This is a genomic window from Rhodococcus sp. 5A-K4 (assembly GCF_046097995.1).
In the GTDB taxonomy this organism is placed as follows: Bacteria; Actinomycetota; Actinomycetes; order Mycobacteriales; family Mycobacteriaceae; genus Rhodococcus_F; species Rhodococcus_F erythropolis.
On record NZ_JBJURM010000044.1, the window covers coordinates 1 to 22,104 of the forward strand.

General features: G+C 61.7%; 22 protein-coding genes and 1 pseudogene. 8 read left to right on the forward strand and 15 right to left on the reverse strand.

All coding sequences use genetic code 11. The features are described from left to right. Positions 1-53: 53 nt before the first annotated feature. The 3 genes and pseudogenes from ACKAMS_RS31760 to ehuB all read right to left on the reverse strand — a co-directional run. Positions 54-392: pseudogene (locus ACKAMS_RS31760) on the reverse strand (ABC transporter permease subunit); the annotation flags it as partial. Then, a complete protein-coding gene (ehuC, locus tag ACKAMS_RS31765; RefSeq protein ID WP_218680980.1) occupies positions 389-1,120 on the reverse strand; it encodes an ectoine/hydroxyectoine ABC transporter permease subunit EhuC in 732 nt (243 codons plus the stop codon). The pseudogene ACKAMS_RS31760 and the gene ehuC, both read right to left, overlap by 4 nt. Positions 1,121-1,138: 18 nt before the next feature. Further along, the gene (gene ehuB / locus ACKAMS_RS31770; protein WP_408990020.1) at positions 1,139-2,035 is read right to left on the reverse strand and encodes an ectoine/hydroxyectoine ABC transporter substrate-binding protein EhuB; all 897 of its coding nucleotides are present in this window, start codon (positions 2,033-2,035) and stop codon (positions 1,139-1,141) included. Positions 2,036-2,459: 424 nt separating this feature from the next. Between ehuB and ACKAMS_RS31775 the strand changes: the two genes are divergently transcribed. Then, positions 2,460-2,912 (forward strand): hypothetical protein, encoded by a 453-nt coding sequence (locus ACKAMS_RS31775; RefSeq protein ID WP_218680982.1) that lies wholly within the window; start codon positions 2,460-2,462, stop codon positions 2,910-2,912. After that, positions 2,887-3,276: an integration host factor, actinobacterial type gene (gene mihF / locus ACKAMS_RS31780; protein WP_305088893.1), complete on the forward strand. Its 390-nt coding sequence runs from the start codon at positions 2,887-2,889 to the stop codon at positions 3,274-3,276. Before ACKAMS_RS31775 ends, mihF begins: the two co-directional genes overlap by 26 nt. Positions 3,277-3,313: 37 nt before the next feature. Here the strand turns inward: mihF and nhaA are convergent, their stop codons facing one another. Continuing rightward, on the reverse strand, positions 3,314-4,636 hold the full coding sequence (nhaA, locus tag ACKAMS_RS31785; RefSeq protein WP_218680984.1) for a Na+/H+ antiporter NhaA: 1,323 nt from the start codon (positions 4,634-4,636) through the stop codon (positions 3,314-3,316). A 61-nt stretch (positions 4,637-4,697) separates the two neighbouring features. Further along, on the reverse strand, positions 4,698-6,575 hold the full coding sequence (locus ACKAMS_RS31790) for a BCCT family transporter (protein WP_408990021.1): 1,878 nt from the start codon (positions 6,573-6,575) through the stop codon (positions 4,698-4,700). 625 nt (positions 6,576-7,200) lie between these two features. Here ACKAMS_RS31790 and lpqV point away from each other — a divergent pair. From lpqV to ACKAMS_RS31805, 3 genes are all read left to right on the forward strand, one after another. Next, entirely contained in the window at positions 7,201-7,698 is a 498-nt protein-coding gene (lpqV, locus tag ACKAMS_RS31795; protein WP_218680986.1) for a lipoprotein LpqV, read from the forward strand. Between the two features lie 516 nt (positions 7,699-8,214). Then, on the forward strand, positions 8,215-8,340 hold the full coding sequence (locus ACKAMS_RS31800) for a hypothetical protein (RefSeq protein WP_255246894.1): 126 nt from the start codon (positions 8,215-8,217) through the stop codon (positions 8,338-8,340). Positions 8,341-8,899: 559 nt separating this feature from the next. Then, the gene (locus ACKAMS_RS31805) at positions 8,900-9,121 is read left to right on the forward strand and encodes a hypothetical protein (protein WP_024487986.1); all 222 of its coding nucleotides are present in this window, start codon (positions 8,900-8,902) and stop codon (positions 9,119-9,121) included. Between the two features lie 390 nt (positions 9,122-9,511). Here ACKAMS_RS31805 and ACKAMS_RS31810 read toward each other — a convergent pair whose 3' ends face one another. Continuing rightward, a complete protein-coding gene (locus tag ACKAMS_RS31810) occupies positions 9,512-9,979 on the reverse strand; it encodes a trehalose corynomycolyl transferase (protein ID WP_218680999.1) in 468 nt (155 codons plus the stop codon). Positions 9,980-10,297: 318 nt separating this feature from the next. Here ACKAMS_RS31810 and ACKAMS_RS31815 point away from each other — a divergent pair, with 318 nt between their 5' ends. Continuing rightward, positions 10,298-10,681 carry a lipopolysaccharide assembly LapA domain-containing protein gene (locus ACKAMS_RS31815; protein ID WP_256938649.1) on the forward strand — a complete coding sequence of 128 codons (384 nt, stop codon included), beginning with the start codon at positions 10,298-10,300 and terminating at the stop codon, positions 10,679-10,681. Between the two features lie 136 nt (positions 10,682-10,817). On the opposite strand, the gene ACKAMS_RS31820 is transcribed toward ACKAMS_RS31815, so the two are convergent. The 6 genes from ACKAMS_RS31820 to ACKAMS_RS31845 all read right to left on the reverse strand — a co-directional run bounded on the left by ACKAMS_RS31820 (position 10,818) and on the right by ACKAMS_RS31845 (position 18,343). Continuing rightward, positions 10,818-11,750 (reverse strand): alpha/beta fold hydrolase, encoded by a 933-nt coding sequence (locus ACKAMS_RS31820; protein ID WP_218680987.1) that lies wholly within the window; start codon positions 11,748-11,750, stop codon positions 10,818-10,820. A 207-nt stretch (positions 11,751-11,957) separates the two neighbouring features. Beyond that, positions 11,958-14,900 carry a UPF0182 family protein gene (locus ACKAMS_RS31825; protein WP_218680988.1) on the reverse strand — a complete coding sequence of 981 codons (2,943 nt, stop codon included), beginning with the start codon at positions 14,898-14,900 and terminating at the stop codon, positions 11,958-11,960. Positions 14,901-15,081: 181 nt separating this feature from the next. Continuing rightward, positions 15,082-15,618, reverse strand: a complete 537-nt coding sequence (locus ACKAMS_RS31830; RefSeq protein WP_372452364.1) for an alpha/beta fold hydrolase — start codon at positions 15,616-15,618, stop codon at positions 15,082-15,084. 5 nt (positions 15,619-15,623) lie between these two features. Then, positions 15,624-15,974: a hypothetical protein gene (locus ACKAMS_RS31835; protein ID WP_256938651.1), complete on the reverse strand. Its 351-nt coding sequence runs from the start codon at positions 15,972-15,974 to the stop codon at positions 15,624-15,626. A 591-nt stretch (positions 15,975-16,565) separates the two neighbouring features. Continuing rightward, complete coding sequence (locus ACKAMS_RS31840) at positions 16,566-16,943, reverse strand: hypothetical protein (RefSeq protein WP_218680989.1); 378 nt, start codon at positions 16,941-16,943, stop codon at positions 16,566-16,568. Positions 16,944-17,032: 89 nt separating this feature from the next. Continuing rightward, positions 17,033-18,343 carry a hemolysin family protein gene (locus ACKAMS_RS31845; RefSeq protein WP_218680990.1) on the reverse strand — a complete coding sequence of 437 codons (1,311 nt, stop codon included), beginning with the start codon at positions 18,341-18,343 and terminating at the stop codon, positions 17,033-17,035. A gap of 281 nt (positions 18,344-18,624) precedes the next feature. Here ACKAMS_RS31845 and ACKAMS_RS31850 point away from each other — a divergent pair, with 281 nt between their 5' ends. Beyond that, positions 18,625-18,828 (forward strand): three-helix bundle dimerization domain-containing protein, encoded by a 204-nt coding sequence (locus tag ACKAMS_RS31850; RefSeq protein WP_218680991.1) that lies wholly within the window; start codon positions 18,625-18,627, stop codon positions 18,826-18,828. A gap of 100 nt (positions 18,829-18,928) precedes the next feature. Here the strand turns inward: ACKAMS_RS31850 and ACKAMS_RS31855 are convergent, their stop codons facing one another. Together ACKAMS_RS31855 and ACKAMS_RS31860 are read right to left on the reverse strand one after the other, a co-directional pair. Next, positions 18,929-19,069, reverse strand: a complete 141-nt coding sequence (locus ACKAMS_RS31855) for a hypothetical protein (protein WP_218680992.1) — start codon at positions 19,067-19,069, stop codon at positions 18,929-18,931. Positions 19,070-19,112: 43 nt separating this feature from the next. Next, positions 19,113-19,505, reverse strand: coding sequence for a nuclear transport factor 2 family protein (locus tag ACKAMS_RS31860; RefSeq protein ID WP_218680993.1), 393 nt, complete (start codon positions 19,503-19,505; stop codon positions 19,113-19,115). Positions 19,506-19,607: 102 nt separating this feature from the next. Between ACKAMS_RS31860 and ACKAMS_RS31865 the strand changes: the two genes are divergently transcribed. After that, positions 19,608-20,051 carry a MarR family winged helix-turn-helix transcriptional regulator gene (locus ACKAMS_RS31865; protein WP_218680994.1) on the forward strand — a complete coding sequence of 148 codons (444 nt, stop codon included), beginning with the start codon at positions 19,608-19,610 and terminating at the stop codon, positions 20,049-20,051. Between the two features lie 286 nt (positions 20,052-20,337). Here ACKAMS_RS31865 and ACKAMS_RS31870 read toward each other — a convergent pair whose 3' ends face one another. After that, on the reverse strand, positions 20,338-22,023 hold the full coding sequence (locus ACKAMS_RS31870; RefSeq protein ID WP_408990022.1) for a cation:proton antiporter: 1,686 nt from the start codon (positions 22,021-22,023) through the stop codon (positions 20,338-20,340). Positions 22,024-22,104: the final 81 nt, after the last annotated feature.

A 22,104-nucleotide genomic window follows, 5' to 3' on the forward strand; every position in this document is an offset into this window, starting at 1 on the left:
TCAGTGAGTGATCTCGGTTGCCTCCGAGTGTCTCACTAAATCCTGACAGAGAGGGGAACCGCTTCGATTCCTGCGCGGTACACCTCGGCCATATACGTCGAATAGTGGACACCCAGAACAGCGATACCGATCTGCAGCGCGGAAAATTGCGGAAGCAGGTAGTACACGAGCAGGAGTTGGACGACGAGCGGGGTCAGCCGGATGAACTCGGTGATCCAGCGCAGGGGAACTCGCACGTACGCAGGGCAGGTGCGGCGAGCGATCGCAATCACCAAACCGAGAACCGATGCGATTGCCATTCCGAGCACTGTCGCCAGCAACGTGATCTTGAAGCCGTCGATCAGGATCGGGAGTGAGTCAGCGGCGCGTTGCCAACTCCATTCGACGCTCATCGCCCCACTCCTACGAGTTCATCGCCTCGATCGGGCTTGATGCTGAGTACTTCTCGCAGCGACGGCCCGAGACCGAGACGGCGTTTGGCACGGATCTCGACCACGTTCATCACCAACGTCAACGCATACGCAAGAACGAAGTAGACGATCAGCCCCACGCCGAACGCGAAGATCGTGTCGCCGGTCCCGCGGCGCAGCTGCTCGATCTGATAAGTCAGGTCCTGAAGCAGGATGAAACTGGCCAGGGCGCTTCCTTTGAGGAGCTGTATCAGCAGGTTCGTCAGCGGAGGGACCATCTGTACCCAAGCCTGAGGGAAGAGGACCTTGCGTACCTGCAGCCACGGTGAGAAACCCAGGGCGATGCATGCTTCCTTCTGCGCGATCGGTACAGCCGCCATAGCTCCCCGAACCACCTCGGCGCCGTACGCGCCGTAGTTCAGACCGAGCGCCAGAACTCCGCACAACATCGGTTCGAGTTGATAGCCGAACAACGGAAGTACGTAGAAAAGCCAGAACAGTTGTACGAGAAGGGAAGTTCCTCGAAAGAACTCGATCACCACCCGCGCCGGATACCTCATCCAACGGTTGCGCACACCGACCGCATAGCCGAGGACGAGCGAGAGTACAAAGGCCAATGCTGCCCCACCGAGAGTCAGTGCGGCGGTGACCGCGACACCGTCGGTGATACGTGGCCACGCCTCGACAAGGGCATCGATATTCGTACTCATCGGGAGCTACCAGCTACCTCAAGCGGCTCCCGAGCACAACTTGTCAGTGGTCAGTTCCGGATCGGGGAGTTCTTTTTCCGTAAACCCGAAGGGGCCGACGATCTCGAGATATTTCTGCGGGTCCGAGGTGATTTTCGCAAGTTCCGCGTTGTAGGCCTCACGAAGTTCGGTGTCATCGGTGCGGAAGACCGTCGCACCTGCCCCGACCTGTGGCTTTCCGTTGATTGTGGCGACGAAGGAATCAGTGACGTCGACAGCAGCGCCGGGGTTGTTGTTCTTCATCCAGTTCAGTGAGATGGCGGTCAATGCGAACACGTCAGCACGACCGGAGGTAACGGCGTCCATCCCGTCTTGCGGTGAGGCCACTTGGACAGCAGGAATGGCCAGTGCATCGGCGTAGTCGGATTCGATCGCACCTGTCATGGTGGCCAGTTTCGCGCCGGAGGCCGCGATGGACTCCATGTCCGTGAGGTTCTGCGGGTTGCCCGCCGGAACCATCAGGGCCGTCGTGTAGTTGAATTCGGGGTCACCGAACGCGGCCTGCTCACATCGCTTCGGAAGGATGGACATACCCGCACTGACGGCGTCGAAGCGGTTCGCCTGCAGGCCAGGGATCAGAGAGCCGAAGTCGGCGTTGACCCCTTCGACCGTGTCGATACCCAACCGGGAGAATATTTCGCGGTGCAACGCCACGGTTGCGCCGGTGAGTTGACCGTTCTCCTCGAAGCTGTACGGCGCTTCGCCGGCAAACCCGACCGTGATCGCGCCTTTGTCCTGTAGGGACTGCAGGTGATCGGCGCTGTCTGTGTCGCTCGTCGATGTGCACGCCGTAACGGCAGTCAGGAGCATCGCACCACTTGCCAGTGCGATCGACGATCGTCGCAGAGAGATACCGCGAAAGTGCATGCCTGTCATGAATCGAGCCTTCCCGTTGTACCGAGGTCAACTGTGCCCAGGTCGATGTTTCTCGTGGCGCCGTTACCTCCGATCGAGCGCGTGCGCTGCGCTCGACCGGGATCGGCGATCTTCGGTTCGAACCTAACACGAGCCGTGATCGAGGTAGCAACACCGCCGTCTTTCGCGCGGGTTCTGTCCAAATGTTGTTCCAGACAACGATGTTGAACACGCAGACGCACACGACTGGCGACAATGTCACAGTCGTATATCGATTTCGGCCGCGCGAAAACCAGGCATACCTGCGTAAACAGTGGCCGGGTGCGACTCGAGACGGAATTCCTCGGTTCACACCACCGGTCAAACGTGGTTGCATGATCGCCAGTCCGAGGGACGCAGAGCCTCTTCTGCGCAACCGAAGCACCCGCATGAGCGCAAGGAAACGATGAGAGCGAACGCGATCGAGATGTCCATACCGCACAGGCGAACCGAACCCGACCCGGTGATCGACTGGGAGTGGGAGGACGGGCAGTTACGCGGTCGTACCGCTGACGGTGCCATCAGTGTGAGTGCGAATCTTCAACGTGCTCAATGGACCTGGGGTGCTTACACCCTCTTCGCCGAACAGCTCGACGATCAGGTGTGGTTGACCTTCGACAAGGTCGTCGACGAAGTGGGGCGTCTCGGTGTTCCTCACACGAGCGCAGTGGAGGTCTTAACGCCCTGGATGGGTAGGGCGGCGACACCGCTGCGGGCACTGAATTCGGCATTGACCAAGGAGAAGCTGTCGGCGCTGCCTGCTGAAGCCCAGGTTCCCTCTGTTGCTTATTCTGTTGTTGCGCAAGCTGTTCGAATTTTCGAGAACCCACGAGATGGGGTTCCGGCGGTACGAGAATAGCTGCGCACCGAGGGTAACTGTGAGACCTCCGCCGCTGACCGATCGACAACGCCGCCTCGGGCTCGTCAACGCCCAACATGCCCGCATGGCCCGTGCGCGAATGCTCCAGCAACTCAAGGCCAGTCACATCGGTGTACGAGATGTTCTCGACGCGGCAGATCGTGACGAGATCATCGCCCGCATCAAGGTCGTAGACTTGATGAAATCGCTACCCGGCGTGGGACCTGTTGGCGCGCAACGCCTGTTGGACGGCATCGGAATCGACAGTGCGCGCCGCCTCGGAGGCCTTCGTGCGCGGCAGCGGCAGGAATTGATAGATGCCACCACCTACCCGATCCAGTGGCGCAAGAAATTTCGGTCATGAACCGGTGATTCCCCCGATGCCGTTGTGGTAGCCGAATTCAATCGGTCGACTGATACACGTCGGGGATCCCGTCACCGTCGTCGTCGCGGGCCTCGTTCTCGGCGATGATCCGGTATGCGCGGTTACGCAGACGAAGCACGATCGACGCCAACAGAGCAGCCAGAACGGAGCCGGCGAGAACACCAATCTTGACATGGTCATCGCGCAAGGAGCCTGCACCGAAGGCGAGATCTCCGATCAACAACGAGACCGTGAAGCCGATGCCCGCCAGAATCGCCACCCCGAAGACGTCGATCCAGGACAAACCTTCATCGAGTACGGCCCGGGTGAACCTGGAGAGGATATAGGTCGTGCCGAACACCCCGACCATTTTGCCGACCACCAGCCCTGCAATGATGCCCAGCGCAACGGAATCGGTCAGAGCACTCGTCAGTCCGGATATTCCGCCCACAGTGACTCCGGCCGCGAAGAACGCGAACACCGGTACCGCGAAACCCGCTGAGACAGGCCTGATGCGGCGTTCGAAGTGTTCCGCCAAGCCCGGTCCCGCATCCGGGCCCCCGGCAGCCCTGCTGCGAATGACAGGGACTGCGAACCCGAGGAGCACTCCGGCCACGGTGGCATGGATACCGGATTCGTGTACCAGTACCCAGGTCGCACCGGCGAGCGGTAGGAGAACCCACCACGACCGCACCTTCTTCTGGACCGCCAGAGTGAACAAGGCCAACGGAATCAGGGCCGCCCCCAACATCGCGACATCGAGATCGTCGGTATAGAAGATGGCGATGACGGTGATGGCGAGAAGGTCGTCCACCACCGCCAAGGTCAACAGAAATGTTCTCAGGGACGAGGGAAGGTGCGTGCTCACCACCGCCAACACCGCGACGGCGAACGCGATGTCGGTCGCTGTCGGGATGGCCCAGCCGGCCAGTGCCCCGTCCCCGGTCCGAAGATTGACCAGGACGAAGATGAGCGCCGGGGTGAGCATGCCGCCCACGGCGGCAGCTATCGGAAGCGCTGCCCGGGCAGGATCACGCAGATCGCCCGCGACGAACTCACGTTTGAGTTCGAGCCCGACGACAAAGAAGAAGATCGCCAGTAGTCCATCTGCTGCCCAGGTCTCCAGAGGCAGATTCAACCCCAATGCGCTGGGGCCGATTCGGAATTCGGACAGTGCGTCGTAGGCGTTCGACCACGGCGAATTCGCCCAGACGAGCGCAACGACCGTGGCGGCCAGCAACAGAGCACCACCGACGGTCTCACCGCGTAAGAGGGCAGCGATACGCGCCGTTTCGGTCCACGAGCCACGAGCGAAGAGCGCCCGCTTGCCGGCAGAAGGGCGGGGTGGCTGTTGCGTCACGGGGTGCAGCCTGCTTTCGGTGGACACTGGCGAGAACACTCTCTCGTTCGCGGATGCAGAGTTAGACGGTCTCGTCGCGGCCGCTGGCCTGGGAGTGCCCTTCTGCCGACTGCGCGAATTCGGGAGTATCGAAGATTTCGCCGCCGAGCGGATCGTCGAGTACTCCGTTGCCGGAGTACGCGATCGCACCGGTCGCCGGATCCACGTCGATGGAGTGCGAGGACACCTCGTGCACTGCCAGCACGAGATGCTCGTCAGTGTCCTGCTTCGGAAGATCCCGCGTCGAGGGAGCAAGGCCGGCGAAGGTAGCAGAGATGCCGCTGGGGTGGCGTTTTCCGCGGGCTTTCTCTGTCGGTAACAGTTCCTCGCCGGTGGTGGCGCCCGAACCGTGCGAGGAGACGCGTAAGTATCGCGGGGTGGTGGCCACGTCGTAGCGGAACGCTTTGAGCATGGATACGCACGCGAGTACCAAGACGATCGAGAAGGGCACCGCGGTCGCTATCGACGCGGTTTGCAGCGCTGTCAACGAGCCACTTCCACCGACGAGGAGCAGTACCGCTGCGGCCACACCCTCGAGCACCGACCAGTAGACCCGTGTGATCTTCGGTGTCTCCAAATCGCCGCCGGTGGAGAGGATGTCGATGACCAGAGAGCCGGAGTCGGAGGAGGTGACGAAAAAGAACACCACCACTGCGATGGCCAGGACACTGGTCACCGTGGACAGGGGAAGACCGTCGAGAAGATGGAACAAGGATGTGTTGGTGTCGACTGACCCGTCAGCTGTGAGCATGTCGCCGTCGTTGCGCTGACGGAGAATGCCGGAGTCCCCGAAGATCGTGAACCACAGAGATCCGATGACAGTGGGGGCGAGCAGTACACCGAAGACGAATTCACGGATGGTGCGGCCGCGTGAGATGCGCGCGATGAACATGCCGACGAACGGCGCCCAGCTCATCCACCAACCCCAGTAGAAGATCGTCCACGCACCGGCCCAACCGTCTTCGGCGAACGGAGACGTGCGCAGCATCAGCTCAGGCAAAGCCTGGACGTACCCACCCAGGTTCTGCACCCACGACTGCATCAGAAAAAGAGTCGGACCGAGCACGAGGACGAAAATCGCGAGACTCGCGGCGAGAACCATGTTGATGTTCGAGAGCCACTTGAGCCCCTTGGATACTCCGGAGACAACGGAAAACGTGGCCAGCCCGGTGACACACGTAATCAGGACGACCGTCAGCACGTTTCCGGTCTCCACCCAGCCGAGGTAGTCCAGACCGGCCGAAATCTGTTGCACGCCGAAACCGAGCGAGGTCGCGACACCGAACAACGTGCCGATGATCGCGATCGCATCGATCGTATGACCGATACCGCCTTCGATGCGAGCGCGTCCGAGGAGCGGCTCGAGCAGCCAACGGATCGACAGCGGACGACCCTTTCGGTACGTCATGTACGCCAGACCCAGACCGACGACGACGTAGATAGCCCAGGCATGCAGACCCCAGTGGAACATCGTCAGTTCCATCGCTTGATTGGCTGCGGCGTCCGTGGATCCGGCGACTCCGCCCGCGACGGGAGGGTTCACATAGTGCGAAAGTGGTTCGGCTACTCCGTAGAACACCAGGCCGATGCCCATACCGGCGCTGAAGAGCATCGCGAACCACGAGAGCATCCCGAACTCGGGCTGCTCGTCGTCACGTCCCAACCGGATGTTGCCGACACGGCTGACACCGCAGTACAGCGCAAAAATCACGAAACCGGTGGCGGTGAGGATGTACCACCATCCGACACCGTCGCTGATCGCCGAATTCAGAGTGCCGAACGCATCTTCCGCAGTACCTGCATAGACCACGGAGAACACGATCATGGCCACGATGACGATCGACGCGGGAACGAAAACCGGTTTCCGGATACCTCGCCAAGCTTCTTTCACTGCGCTCACGTGTCCTCCTCAGGAAGCCACCACACCGGACGATCGCAGTGCGACACAACGCCCCGGGGGATGTATGTCGCGCTCGCCCGACATAGTGACCGATGTCGACTAGTAGGCGTGCTCGAGCTTGTCCGACCGTAGAGGCTGATGCTGCGATTGCTCAAATCGCAACCGGTGGATCCGGTGAGGAAGTGCCTCCGTTGCGATACGAGAGCTCAATGACGGAGATATCCTTCTGATACCTCAGCGGGATATCGCCCGAGTACCCCGCGGCCGGGATATGTTGCCGGACACTCCCTGCCGGGGTAGTCTTCCGGCTCTGATGAGTCAGCGACCGAGGACACATGAATAGTGACGACACTCCGCCTATCCTGGTGCCGGTGGCAGCAGCAATGTCGTGCGTTGTCCTGATGGCGATGCTGTTTTTCATCCCGTAGCGCATTGCCACGTCCTCCCCGCGGCAACACGCGTGCCGTTCCGTCCTGATCCTCGATCGTTGCTTACTACACGGCGTCGATCGAGTGTGTTCGAGCGCCTCGGCGGCAAATCATGACTCAACGCCGCTACTTCCACCCCTCTTACGGGGTAAGACATGACGGAGGATTACGGGGTAAGACATGACGGAGGACCGACGATGAACCGCCAGTCGGATCGAACGATCATCCCAGTACGTCATGTCATTCGGAGCCGCCTCGTCCCACTGTTCAGCGTGCTTCTGATTCCAGCGGCCCTGACGATGTCATGCTCGACGAGCGGTGATCCCAACAACGAGGTCAATGGTGCAGGCACCGCTCGGGTGTCCGGAAGCCGCCCTGCCGTAGTGGCCTCAACACAACCCGCTACCGCTGCGCTGCACCCGCGAAGCGCTCACCCGACTACCAGTACAGAAACCTACGAAGTCACCCCCGAAGGATTGACGACCGCAGTCAGTGTTCCGCTCGAGATTTCCGAGGCAGAACTTGCCCAGAGCTGCATAGACGTTCAACCCACGTTGATGACGTTCGGTGGTGACGTCGATGCGGTCCTGGCCATGATCCAGGCAACTGCCGTCAGGTCCTGGAAGAACGCCACACCGCAGGAGCAGGCAGCGATCATCGCGGCTCTGCGTGCGGCAGCCGACGGTGATTGCTGAGGGCTGTGTCCCGGAGGGGGAGTAGACCGTGGATAGCGAGTAGGCCACCTGTTCGGTGGACCGGCTCCTCGCGGCCGTCACCCGTCCTTCTGGCGAGGCGTGCTCATCGGTGCGCCTGGTTGCTGACGACGCCCCTCTCGGACGGTGATGCGAGCCTTCGCAGATCACCGCATCGCTCGTGCTGTCAGGCGCCGCACGAAGCCCACAATTTCGAGGCTGCCGTCCGCAGATTTTCGTTCGTCGGAGGGCGCCTACTCGTCATGTGCCGCGTGCTCGGCCTCGACGAAGCTTGACGAAAATCTGGTTGAATATTTCCTCCGGCCGAGGTTTCGATGTCCGGTATCCGGGTACGCATTTGGTGCGGCAAGACAGTCATTCGAGTTCGGGGATGCCGCACACGGCCTGCCTGCCGGCTGTCACTCGCCGGGGGTGGGCCGCACCCTCGCCGTGACAGTGTCCGCGCACGCCTACGAACTTGCCCGCTCGCGCCCAGGTCGCGCCGCTACGCTGACGTTCATGAACCGTTGGCTGAAGTACATCGCGCCCGCAGCCATTCTGGCCTCTGCCATCGCCGTCATCGCCTGGACGACGACGTTGACGCATCCGTCCGGCGCGCCGCTAGGGCATGGAAAAGTTCGCTGAACACCGAAAGTGCTTGACCAGGAACGATAAACGTCAATCCCGAGCTCCGGAGTCGCCGCGGCTTTTGACTGCCTTTACCTGGCGGCGGTGGCGCGTTAGGCTCCCCACGGTCCGCAGTGAGTACACCCCCCTGCAGTTGCGTGCTTGCAGCGGACCACCTGGATTGCATGCCCGGTGCCTGTTCAGCTCGGGCATGTATCGGTCCGCCGGAGTCTCGTCACCTGTAGACCCCGGCGGGCCTCTGAACTGCGCGCCCGTCTCCCCGGACTACGGCGCGCAACAGCCCACTCGGCGTCCCCGACGGCACGCCGGGTGGGCATCCTGAACGCATGCCGCTATCCGTGGCGGCCAGCGGCATGTACGGCCCGCCGGATGACGTACCTCGCGGCGAACCCGGCGGGCCACCTCATGCTTCGTAGTTCGGTTCGAAGATATGCGGTTCCATCTAGTTGCCCGTCCCCCGATCGAGCCAGAGAACGGGCGGTGCACCCCGCACCCAGGCATGGGGAGCAGCGCACGTATCGGCGATTCGACAGGAAGTCGTCCGATAGCGTTGGGCGTGGCATCGATGATCGCTGCAGCTGCGTATCTGATCAATTCGCTTGCGCCCGTGGTGGGCTGGCTTCGTCCGGCCAGACTGGTCTCTCCGTTCTTCTACGCGGTCGGGGACAATCAACTCGTCGAAGGTGTGTCCTTTTCTGCGTTCGTCGTCCTCACCACGATCGCGGTGGTGTTGTCGTGGAGCGCGATTGCGGCGTTTGGCCATCTCGATGTCAATTGATGCACCCCGTCGAGTTCCGTTCGAGCTGTGAGCAACCCGCCAAGCGCGCCGCGGTAGAAGGACAAGCGCTGCCAATGCGTCACCTTCAAGAGCGGGGGAGATCAATGCCTGGGCGCAACAGCGCCAGTGGTGGGCACGCTGAACGTGCATGGAGGCCAACTGAGGTCTCATCGAGATTGAGAAGGTTTACCGCGCAGCGTTGTTCATGGCGAATTGCGCCATTTTTGCTCGGAAGAAGTGTCCGTTTGTGATTTGTCTCCAGCCTGTGTGCGAGCCACCTGTCCGCCCGGTGGTCATGCCGTTGTGCGGACCCCCGTACCGTCACTGTGGAACGGAGACGGACGCGTCTGAGCATCGGCCAACACCAACAAGCGGCATGCAGCCGGTTTTCTACGAGGTGAGAATCTGACCGGTGCCGCTCACCCAGCGAATCCATCCACCTTGAAAGTTGGTTTGCCGACCGTCCGGCACCTCGAACTCGTCGGACGTCGGTAGACCGAAGCGTCCACTCTCGAAGCCCTGACGCCCCCACGCGTCGAAGATCGCCCCGTAGACAGGATGGGTACCGGCTTCCGAGAAGTAGGTGTTGCCGTGCTCGAACCTGTTGAACCGTGCCGAATTGTCGGGCGTGCTCAGCTCACCGCTGATGGGCCAACCAACCCCCGACGTCGGCCCTCCGACCGCGGCGTACTTTTCCCCGATCTGCCCGTAGACCTCCCAGGCACCGGTGGACTCCGTCCAATAGATGACTCCATCGGCGAATTGCTGGATTTGTCCACCATTGCGTTCCTCGTCGCCGTTGACGCAGCGACCGAGCGGACCGTCTTCCCCACCGCTCGAGATATATCGGGCACCGATCGCCCCATGGGGGGAGACAACAGTTCGACCCGTCGTCGGAGAACCATGAGCAGGCTCCCACCCAGATCAGAAGCGCCAGCACCGCCGTCGCTCGGATTCCGCGAATGAACGCCATGGCGCATCGCCCCATTTATCGACTGCTCTTCGAGCATCCCATACAGGGAGACGAGGGCACCAGGTCGATGTGTAGACGAAGTTTCCTTCATTTGTTCAGCGATTTCGCCCGTGCACCGTCGCGTAGCCAGATATATCCTCAAAGATAGGCGAACAGCGAGTTCACCCTCTGCTCCGGTAGGTCTGGAGACCAAGGAGAGCGCTATGAGCACACAAGATCCCCACATCGCGTCGGCATCCGGCACGCCCTTCCACAAACCGAAGGGGGAAAAGGTACCTCACTCGTCGACGTCTCCGACACAGGCGGACATCGAGCACACCAATGCCGGACGAATGTGGATAGCAGTTGCCATGGGCGCCATCGTTGTCATCATTTTGTTGATCTTCATCCTGCAGAACACCAAGCAGGTCGCCATCTCATTCTTCGCCTGGGACTTCGAACTGCCGCTCGGGGTGGCTCTGCTTTTCGCCGCTATCGGCGGGGTACTGGTGATGGCCTCCGTAGGCGGTGCGCGGATCTGGCAACTGCGCCGCGCCTACAGGAAGACCGAACCCGCTCCGGAACCCAAGACGGACCCGAAGGACTGACACTTCGGCCCTACCCACCAAGCGCAAATAGTTGACCCGGCCAATTCGGCGCTGACAAGTTTCGCCCTGTGTGCGTGATTCGCAAGGGGTGTCCTTCGGGTCGCAGGTATCCCGCGTACTGGTTTGCCTCCGGCTGTCACTCGCCGGGGGCAGACCGTCGGGCGGGGAGTTCGTGCTTTCGTAAGATCTGCGAGAGGCAGAGCGGATCTTCGACCGGGGCCAGGTGTCCGGTCTTCGGGAGAAGCATCACCGAGGCGGTGTGGTCCTTCACGGCGCGGTACACGGCTTGGCGGCGAGAGACGGGGTCGTCAGCGCCGGCCGCGACGGTCATCGGGGCATGCCGGGTCCAGATGGTGAATCTGTCCTTGCTCAGCAGTGGTCGCGATGGGGTCGGGTGGCAGTTGGCGCCGACGTTGCAGAACCAGGTCACCAGCTCGGGGGAGGGAATGAACTGTGGTCCGGTGACGTGTTCGAGGTAGTGCTGCGCTGCGTCGATGTCGGTGCTTCTGCGCCATAGGAACCGTCGCAGGGCGCCCCAGGAATACCAGCGGGAGCGACAGAGTCGCTCCGGGTTGACCAGAACCGTGCCGGCGACACGAGGGTGGGGTGTGGAGGAAAGGACGATGGCACCGCCCAAGGCATGGCCTATCAGCACGATGGATTTCTCGCCGAGCGCGTCGGTGACCTCGTCGAGCCAGCGGCCGTAGTGATCGAGGTCAGCGGAGGCGGGGCGGCGGGCGGCGCTCATCCCTGGTTCGCCGGGTATATCGACGACGAATACTCTTCGGGTGCAGGCGATCTCAGCGAGCGCGGGTTCGAGCAGTGCCGCGCTCAATCCGGCGCCGGGGATGATCACAGCTGCCGGTAGCGGTGATGCCGAGCCGACTGCGAGCACGAGGGTGTCGCTCAATGACGTACGCAGTCGCTGCAGTGTCCAGGACAGTGTCCACGTCTGCAGGATCTTGCGCGCGGAGGTGTGCAGTTGCAGTTCGTCGCCGGGGCAGCGGAACCCGGATTCGAGGGGCACGTCACGCGAAACGATCGGGGTACGAGGCGTGGGGTGGTTCATGGCTCTCCTGGTTGAACGGGACAGCATCGAGCTGCCGCCGACCAGACTTCCCGGCACACCGTGCGCCACAGTAACCGACGATCGTCAAAAGTCAGGCATCCGATACCTACGGACACGCCGCCGTGCGGTGATGCGTCAGTTCAAACTCAGGCCGAGAGTGGTTCGTCATATGAGATTGCCTCCTGATCCGAGTGGGCGGGTGCGCATTCAGCGTCCGCCTGCTTGGAGGTATGCGTCGATGGCTTGTTGCAGTCGGTCGAGGGCGTCGCCGTAGGTGCCGAAGCCGCTTTGTTGTGCGGTGCGCAGGTCGGCGAGGGCGCGGTTGAGTTCGGTCACTGCGGTGGTGAGATCGGATCCGGGATCGGCGGGTATGGATGGTGTCTGCTGCGGGGGTGGCGCGGTGGAAGGGGGTGGAGCAGCGGCGTCTCCGCCGGGGGCGGTGGCGATTGTTCCGGTGCCGGGCCCGAAGACTTGGTCGAGAGCTTCTGCGAGGGTGGGGGCGTATCCGACTCTGACGCCGCCTGTTCCGGGTTCTCGGTAGCTGACGAGGACACGGGAGAGTTGGGGGAAGGTCGAGCCGTCGGCTTGGGTGCTCAATCGTTCGGTGAACAGGGGTTCGACGTACAGGAAGCCGCCGCCGGCGATCGGCAATGTCAGGAGGTTGCCGTAGTGGATGCGGTTCGAGCGTTCGAGCAGGGTCCGCTCGGAAGCGACTCGGGTGTCGGAGATCATCGAGTTCTGTGTTTGTTGTGGTCCTTGGGTTTGGGTGTCGGTGGGCAGTCGCAAGATCTGGAACTTCCCGAAGTCTTCGGGGTCCGAGAGGACGGAGATGTAGGCGGAGAGGAACTCTCGGTTGAATCCGACCATCGCGCTGGTGAGCCGGAAGGACGGTTGTGCGGTCTCCTGGTCTCCGACGGTGACGTAGTAGGGGGGTTGGCCGGTGACCTCGTCGGCGCTCGGGTCACTCGGGACCGACCAGAAGGCGTTGTTGGTGAAGAATTCTCGGGGATCGTTGACGTGGTACTTGGCCAGGCGGTCGCGTTGGATGCGGAACAGGTCCTCTGGGTACCGGAAGTGAGCACGCAGATCGGGTGAGATGTCGCTTTCGAGTTTGACGGTACCGGGGAAGACGTTCATCCACGCGTCGAGGACGGGGTCGTCGCCGAGCTGGTAGAGATTGACGGTGCCGTCGTAGGCGTCGACGGTGGCTTTGACGGAGTTGCGGACGTACGAGATTTCCGGGGCCGGCCGCGGTGTCCCCGAGACGGTGAGGGTGGGTTCGCTGAGCGCCCCGGGCTGGGAGTACGGGTAGTTCGCCAGGGTGGTGTACGCATCGACTATCCAGGTGATGCGGCCGTCGACGACAGTGGGATATGGGTTGTCGTCAGTGGTCAGCCACGGAGCGACGGCTTCGACTCTCGACGCCGGATCCCGGTTGAAGAGAATTTTGGACTCTGCGCCGATGGCGCCCGAGAACAAGATGTTCCGTTCGGTGTATCTCGCGGCGAACGCCAACCGGTTGATCCAGTTACCGATGGGTATACCGCCGCTGCCGGTGTAGGTGTATTGCGAAGTGTCCGTGTCGTACTCGCGCGGTTCACTCTCGCCGGAGGCGCCGACGATCGCGTAGTCCGGGTCGGCTTGGGCGATCACCTCCCCGTAGTAGATACGGGGTTGCTCGACGGGAATGAGTTGCGTACCGGCTGATTGGGTGGCGATGTCGCTGACCGTGTAGATCGGGTATCCACTGTCGCTGGTGGAACTTTGACCGGCGACGTCTCGTACTGCGGCGTTGACGCGATTGGCCGGCGCGGCCACGAATCCGTTGCCGTGGGTGTAGACGGTGTGACGATTGATCCATTGGGTTTGGTTGCCGCTGAGGCTGTTCGGGGACAACTCCCGCGCTGCGACGATGTAGTCGGAGATGTCGCCGTCGAGGTTGTATCGGTCGATGTCGAGGGTAGGGGTGAAGCCGTAGAAGTTTTTCAGTTGTTGTTGCTGGGTGAACGTGCGCGAGAGGATCGTCGGATCGAGTAGTCGGGCATTGGCGGTGGTGGTGATGTCGGCGGGCACCTCCCGCGGTGAGCGGGTGCCGACACCGGGGTAGTCGAGGTACTCGATCCGATCCTCGCTCAGTCCGTACGCTTCGCGTGTGGCGGCGATGTTGCGTTCGATGTAGACACGTTCTCGGTCAGCGGCGTTCGGGCGCACCGAAAACTGCTCGACGAGCGCCGGCCAGATACCCCCTACGAGGATGGACGAGAGAACAAGCAGGGCAGCGGCCATCGCGGGTATCCGTATGTCGCGCAGAAATATCGCGGCGAAGAATGCAGCAGCGCAGACGACCGCGATCGCGACCATGATCAACCGGGCCGGCAAAACGGCATTGATGTCGGTGAATCCGGCGCCGGTGAATGTCGGTTCCTTGCGGCCGCTCCACAGAAGTGAGTACCGGTCGAACCAGTAGGCCACCGCTTTGAGTGCGATGAAGGTTCCCAGCAGTATTGCCACCTGGATCCGCGCAGGTCGGGTGATTGCGGGGAGTCCGTCCTTGAGTTGGAGTCGGATCCCGCCGAACAGGTAATGCGCGCATAGGTTGGCCAGCAGTGCGAGGAACACGACGATGAAGAGCCAGTTCAACACCATCCGGTAAAACGGCAGGTCGAAAACGTAAAACGCTATGTCGTGCCCGAACTCGGCGTCGCGTGAGCCGAAGGAACCTCCGCGGACGAACAGTTGAACAATCATCCAGTTCGATTGGGCGTGGAGTCCGAACGGCAACGCGATCACCAAAGAGATGACGATCGCGAGCCGGCGATGCCTGCGGGTCACCATCGCGCGGTACGGCTCGAGGGGGTCGTGGCCGCGGGCAGCCGAGTACGCGAACAACGGGCGAGATCTGTATGCGAGGGTCAGCGCGAAAAAGATGATCGTCCCGATGACGGCGGTGACCCCGGCAAACAACGCTATCCGTGTGTACAAGATCGTGGTCCACACATTGCGGTAGCCGACTTCGCCGAACCACAACCAGTCGGTGTAAACGAGCACGAATCGCGGCACTGTCAGAAGTGCCAGTATGAACGCAACCAAGACGCCGATCAGTACCCGGCTTCGTCGTGACGTCGGCAGGAGATGCTCGGACGAATCCACCGGGACCTCCTTTCGGCCACACCCGATGGGCGAGAGTCCGCAAAAGGGATCCGACTCGGGGCCGCGACCGTTGTCCGTTCATTCTACGGAAACGAGACTGGCAGCACAGCCCCTCACAACCGGGGCCCATTCCTCGTGACGTCGGCATGTTCGGCAGAGAATGCTTTGGAGCAGGCACACCTCATCTGCTGGTGGAGGTGATCGCCTCCACTATCGCCGCGACCGCGGACGGTGCTTCGCGCACAGCGAGATGGCCGCAATTGTGGATCGTCTGCACTTCCACACCTAGAAGCGAGCGCACCGGCCCCCGAAGACGATCGGCAGTGAGGAACCGGTCGTGCGACCCCGCCGCCACAGCGACCGGAGTTCCGGCAGTTGCCCACCTGTGGATCGTTGTCGGGGGCAGCGGATGGTCGTAGCGCAATCCGACGCAGTGCTCCCCGAGCAAGCAATACCAACTGATGAGTGTCGTGTCCGGAACAAATCCCGGCGAAAGAAGTTGAGAGAGCAATTGTTCACTGTGTTCCGTGGACGGAAAGATCGACCATCTCAACCGTAGAGCCCGAAACATCGACGAATGGTGCATCGAGACGAAACCCAGCGGGTTGACCAGCACCAACCCCGCCACCTGCGGTGACGGGGAGCAGGCAAGTGCCGCGGCAGCGCCGATCGAGTGTCCGACGATCACGACCGGTTCGGCGGTCAACCGAGGAAGCAACTCGCTCAGCCAGGCTCCGTACGTCGAGAAGTGTCCGTGCGGGGGCCGTGCGCGGAACTGAGCCCCGGTTGGCCGGGGAGATCGACGAGAAAGAGTCGTCTACGTGCTTTCAACGTGAAGGCGAGTGGTAAGGACGTCGCGGTATTCAAACCCGAACCCGAGACAATCACCACCGGCGGTAACGCTATGCCGGTGCCGGCGCAGACAACCGTGCATCGGCCCAGCGATGTCTTGAAAGACATCAGAGAATGCGGAACACTCCACTGTTGCAGGCGTTCTCGACACCAACGGCGGATCGGAAGCCCGGAGTCCGAGCTACGGTAGATCCCGTCCGCGAAGATCGGTTGCGGGCTCATGGTCCGCTCCTTGTCCGGTATCGGAACCGTCGCCGATGGGAAACCACCTCAGTACGAGCGCCCGAGGTTCGTTTCCATCTCCTGTGCTATCGATCCTAGGAACTGCCGATCGAATCGACAACCGTCGAAGATTGCGTCGGCTCACAACCCCCACCTTCATCTCCGGGAATCTCGGCCGGCAGCAACACCCTTCGAAGCGATCTGGCGTCCGTTCCCCCATAGACGCACCACAGCGTCGATACTCGACGACACCCCGGGTGCCGGATTATGCGAGTCGACCCGCCGAGAGCCCGGTGGCTGGTCGGGACGCTCGAGGTCAGTAGGGGACACCCAACGGGTATTTCGGCCCAGGAGGGGTGGCGCTCGCGATATCTGCCAGGGTCTATTCGAAAGCCAGTGGCATACCGCGCCCATTGCCGGAGCACTCCCAGCGAGACGATCACCCCTTATCGGCCACGAACGAGGTGAGAGCAGTGAGCTCGGCGCCGTTTGACGAACAGGCCTGCGGGTACGCAGAGTGCCAAAGCAATTTGCCCCAGCGGAAAGGCCTGTTATGCCCGACGAGGGTTCCGCCCTTTTTGCCCAGACCGCTCAGAGCCCGCAGTGACCTGGTGTAGCGACTCCGCGCGAGCGGTCATGCGTCTCGGCTATCGGATTCTCCGTTATCCCTTGCAACGAATCGACCGCGACGTACTGCCGGTGTTGCTGGCCGAGGATGCGCCGGTGGCTCTTGCCCATCAGCGACTTCTGATCGGTTATGACCGGATAGCGGCCACAACGCTCGACGACGAATCGGCTGCCGCCCAGGTCATGCGGATCGATCGACGCAGCGCCGTCATCAGATACGCCATCGCCCGCCAGCATCATGAGATTCAATGCGAGACCGACGCATTGCTCGCCGGGCATGCGCACGTTTTCTGCGATCTCAGTGCCGACATTCGAGGCATTACGACGAACTGTGATCTCCACCCACCGAAACGGAAGCTGTGAGGAATGCGCATTGTCGGTGAGCGTTCACCCGACAAGAGCGTCGCCCCATAAGGAGATTGCTGCGGAACCTACTGGGTCGATTGGATTACCTGTCCGTGCGTCGCAGAGTGTGGGTGAGTGACCCGGATGCCCGAGATGCGGCGACCGTCGAGGGTGCTGACGGTGAGCCGGTGCCCCTCGAAAATGACGGTGTCACCGAGTTGTGGGACACGCTGGAGTCGGTGCAGCATGAATCCTGCCACGGTGTCGTACGGACCTGCCGGAAGCGTGATCGCGGTGACGGACTCGAAATCGTCCACGAGAAGCAAACCATCGACTCGTTGACGCTTCGGGATCGGGGATACCGGGGACGCTGCAGGTTCGTCGTACTCGTCGCCGATTTCGCCGACGATCTCCTCGACGATGTCTTCGAGGGTGACGATCCCCGCGGTACCCCCGTACTCGTCGACGACGATCGCGATCTGTAGATTCTCGCGGCGCATGTCGGTCAGGGCAGCCAATGCAGGTTTGCATCCCGGAAGGTGCAGAACAGGACGCGACACATCGGAGACAGTGGCTACTGCGCGTTCGTCGGCGAGGAGGAGGTCGCGAAGATGCACGAACCCGACGATGTCGTCATAGGAGGTGTTCGCGACCGGATACCGGCTGTGCCCCCACTGCAATGCCCGTTCCCTTGCCAGCGGCAACGCGGTATCGGAGGAAAGGAAATCGACATCGGTGCGCGGTCGCATCACTTCTACCAGAGATCGGTGTCCTGCATCGAAAACCTCGGACAGGATACGGCGCTCGTCCTCGGCGATTGCGTTGTGACCGATGAGCAGATCGCGCAACTCTTCGTGAGTGATGGCTTCCCCCTTGATCTTCGGGTCACCGCCCACCAACCGTACCAACAGGTCCGTTGAGAGGGACAGGAACCAGATCGCGGGCCGCATCACTGTTGCGAACCGGTCCAACGCCGGTGCGGTCAGCAACGAGACTCCGGTGGAGCGTTGCAGCGCAATACGTTTGGGGGCCAGTTCTCCCAAGATCAATGACAGATACGAGATCACCAGTGTGGTGCCGACCAAAGCCGTGATCGAGGCCGCGGCAGGCGGAAGCCCCCACGATTGGAGAGCGGGAGAAACGGCCGGAGCGATAGTGGAGGCGCCATACGCGGCGGAGAGAAAACCGGCGACCGTCACCCCGATCTGGACGGCGGAGAGGAAACGGTTCGGATTACGGGCGAGCGCTGCAGTCCGAGCGCCACGCCCTCCTCGCTGCTCCAACCGCCGAATCTGCCCTTCGCGCAACGACACCAGGGCAATCTCGGTGGCGGCGAACCCTCCGCCGATCAGAACGAAAGCCAGCACCAGCACTATGTTGACGACGATCTCGTTCATCGCAGCCGCCTACATTTAGGCGGCCAGGGTTTGTCGCTGGTGTCCATGGCCCTTCCTCCTCGAAGGAGCTGACGGAAATTGAACAGGGATCAATCAGTCTAGCAAAATCGGACGATACGGACATGAGCAACTTGGGTCCTCGTCGCATTCGTTTCCACGTCACCTGCCAGTCTTCACCACTACGCAGAAGGCCTGCGGTCGTTACTGGCGTGGCTGAGTGAGTCGTATCCTGAGGAGCTTCTCCTGTGGACGTGCCGGAGGAGCGGGCTCATCATTGGTAGATGACAAACGACGAGGAAGATCGCCTGATTGCGCAGACGCGTGCACGTCTGACCGCGAAGTACCCCGCGGTGTCGGCGGATGTCGTAGCCGAGGCTGTCGCGTCTGCCCATGCTCATTTCGTCGGGCACCGGATACGAGATTTCGTTCCTCTGCTCGTTGAACGTATGGCGAACGAGAGTCTTTCTGCCTTGGTCGCGTCATAACGAGCGTGCAGGCCGCTTGCAGGGCCTTCGAACCGCGCCGGCGCGAGTGTTTCTGGTTTTGCTGAATGCGGAGATCGACGATCTCGCTGCTCGTATCGAGTTAGCAGTGGGCCTCGGCCGGAATTCCCGCGTGAACGGCCATCTGACGACGACGGCGATAGCTCGTACTGATCGGATCGCCCTCCGTCTTCGGCTCAGCTTCCGGTGCCGTCCCTGCGGCACCTCCCACGTTAGCGCTCATTCAGTGTCCGGCGCCGAAACGCTGAGCTGGAGACGGTCTCGTCCTAGCGGGCGCGGCCGAGGTTCCGGTCGGAGTCGGGCCCGCACAGCATGAGTGTGGCCTCCTCGATGCGGTTGAAGCGGCCGTCTGGTGCGAGTTCTCCGAAGGCGTAGACCTCCATTCGTACGGTGGTGCCGTCGGTTTTGGTGATGTCGACGGTGTGGCGGTCGGCATAACGGTTGTGATCGTGATGTTCGTCGTGGATCTCGATGGACCCGGAGGCCACAATTTCCCGGAGGTGGGCGATGTGTTCGACGAATTGTTCGCGGTTGCTCCACTCGCCGTCGGTGCGCTGTTGGTAAGTCGGGCTGAAATGGCGGTCGACCGCATCGTGTAGGTCGAGTTCGGGGGTAAATATCAGGTCGGTGAGGGCGGCATGCATGCCGGTGCGGTTCATGAGGTCCTTCGGTGGAGTGATTGCCACATAAAGCGTGCAATGCGCACGCACCTGTCTCACGGTAGCAGCCTATCCGTGCGTGATGCACGCTATCCTTCATTCATGGACGACGAAGGTGGACGTGAGGTCGCCGACGCTTTGGGGTTGCTTCTGCGGCGCACCACCCGCAGCCGGATCTACACGGCGTTGACCGCAGATCTGGGTGAAGCAGTGGACGAAACGACCTACCCGGTCTTGAGTGGGCTCGCACGGACCGGACCTCGTAGCGCCGCGGACCTCGCACCGGATGTCGGAGTGGATCGCTCCGTCGTGACGCGTCGCGCATCCCGCTTGGAAAAGGCCGGTCTCATACGTCGTGAACAGGACACCGCCGACCAGCGAGCTACCCTCCTGGTGCTCACTTCGCGCGGCGAAGAGGTTGTGGACGAACTTCGGAGGCGCCTGGCCGCACGTATTAGCGAAAGTCTGAGCGGCTGGCCACCGGAAGAAGCCCGAATCTTCGCGCGGTACTTCCACCGGTTCGCGACCGGGGACCTGTTCACGTAGCCTTCCAGGGCTGCAGCGTCCGATGCACCATGACGGCCACGGTTCGGGTGAACCACGAAGCACGATCGACCCCGCGAGCTCGGTCCCGTCAATTTTTCCGTTTCCGCTCGGGTGACTTTCGAAGTCCGGTGTAGGTGGTGAGGTCTCAGGTGGGTTCCGAGTCCATCGCGCCCTGGCGTGAGCACCCGTCATGCGGAGTCTTCTTCGATTGTTGTTCGTTCGGAAAGTGCTGCGAAACAAGGAAATTGAATGTTGTGATCGATGGACGTGTGTTGTGGATCGGGTTCTATTCTGGTTCGGCCGGATCCTGCTCGGTTGGTGTGGCGTCGTGACTTTTGGTGTGGTGTTCGTCGTTTCGTGTGAGGCGAGTAAGGATTTCGTCGGCTTTCTCGGCGGCCAAGGAGAAGGGTTCTAGGACGAGGTCGGCTCCGGCTCGGCTGAGGAGTTCGGCGTCGTGTGGTGTATGCGCGGTCATCAGTACATGGCCCTGATATTCGTAGTGGTGGAGTCCGTGGAGGAGGGCGGTGTTGACGTCGGCGAGGGCGATGGTGCTGATGACGAATTTGGCTTGTGGCAGGGGCAGGGTCTGAAGGAAATGGAGGTCCTCGGCGCTGCCGAAGACCACGGTGACTCTGTCGCGTTCGTTCGCAGCGAGTCGTTGGGGGTCGAAATCGACTGCGAGTACGCGGTGGCCGGTGCTGCTGAGTTGATCGGCGATGTGGCGACCGAATCTCCCGAGGCCGAAGAGGACGATGTCGACCTCGGGATTTGTCTGTGTCGGCTCTTCACGTCGGTTCCCTGCCCGATCGAATACTCGTAGCCAACGTTCGCACCGTTGGTAGAGCGCACGGGAGTAGAGAATCAGGTAGGTCGATCCGCCGATGGTCACCAGGCCTGTCACCGTGATGACGCTGACTGTGGTCGCGGTGATGTGTCCCAGACTCAAGCCCAATGCCGCGAGGATCAGGGAGAATTCCGATATCTGGGCAAGAGGGAGTCCGGTGGCGAATCCGACACGAATCGGATAGCGCTTGGCGCTCATGATCACCATGACGATGAGCGGTTTACCAACGAGAACGAACAGGGACAACATCACGACTTGCGGCATGTGACCCGCTGCTTCCGCGACGTCCAATCCTGCGCCGAGATCGAGGAAGAAGAACAGCAGCAGAAAGTCGCGCACACTCACCATGCGGGCTCCGAGCGCGTCTCGGTAGGGCGTTGCAGCGAGCGAGACACCGGCAAGGAATGCGCCGACTTCGGAGCTGAATCCGAGAGCCTCGGTCACGGTCGCGACCGAGACTGCGTAAGCGATCCCGAAGAGCACCAACAGTTCTTGCGACCGCGCTACCTGTCTCAGCAGCCAGGGCAAGGCGAACTTCATCAGAATCGCGATTGCCGCAAGCAATCCCAGTCCCTTCAACGCCGTCCCGGCGACGGCTGCTGCCACTGTGCTGTCGGTGGTGCGACCGAACGCGTTGACGGCAATCATCACCAGGATGACGACGAGATCCTGAACGATCAGCAGCCCTACAGCGATGCGTCCGTGAAGTTGCTCGAGTTCCCGGGTATCGGAGAGCAGTTTGACGATGATGATGGTCGAGGAAAAGGCCAGAGCCAATCCGACATACAGAGCGGCGACGGCGTCCATCCCGAATCCGATACACAGGAGATAACCGATCGCCGCGGTGAACACGACTTGTCCGAGACCGGTGACCACGGCGATAGAACCGGTCATGCGAATCAAGTGCATGTCGAGTCGAAGCCCGACGAGGAAGAGCAGGACAGCGATGCCCATGCGGGCGAGGAGTTCGATGGTGCTGTCTGCGACGACCCAGCCCGTTCCTACCGGGCCCACCACGATCCCCACCCCGATGAAGGCGACGATCATGGGCTGCCGAAGCCGGGTGGCGAGCAATCCCGCGAGGGCAGTGATAGAGAGGATGGTCGCGATCAGTGCGAAACTGTGCATCTTTTCCGTCCCTGCTGCTCGTCGCGCCTACTACAGGTACCCGTGGCCGGTATTTCGAAAAGCGGGGACCAGGCACAGGGG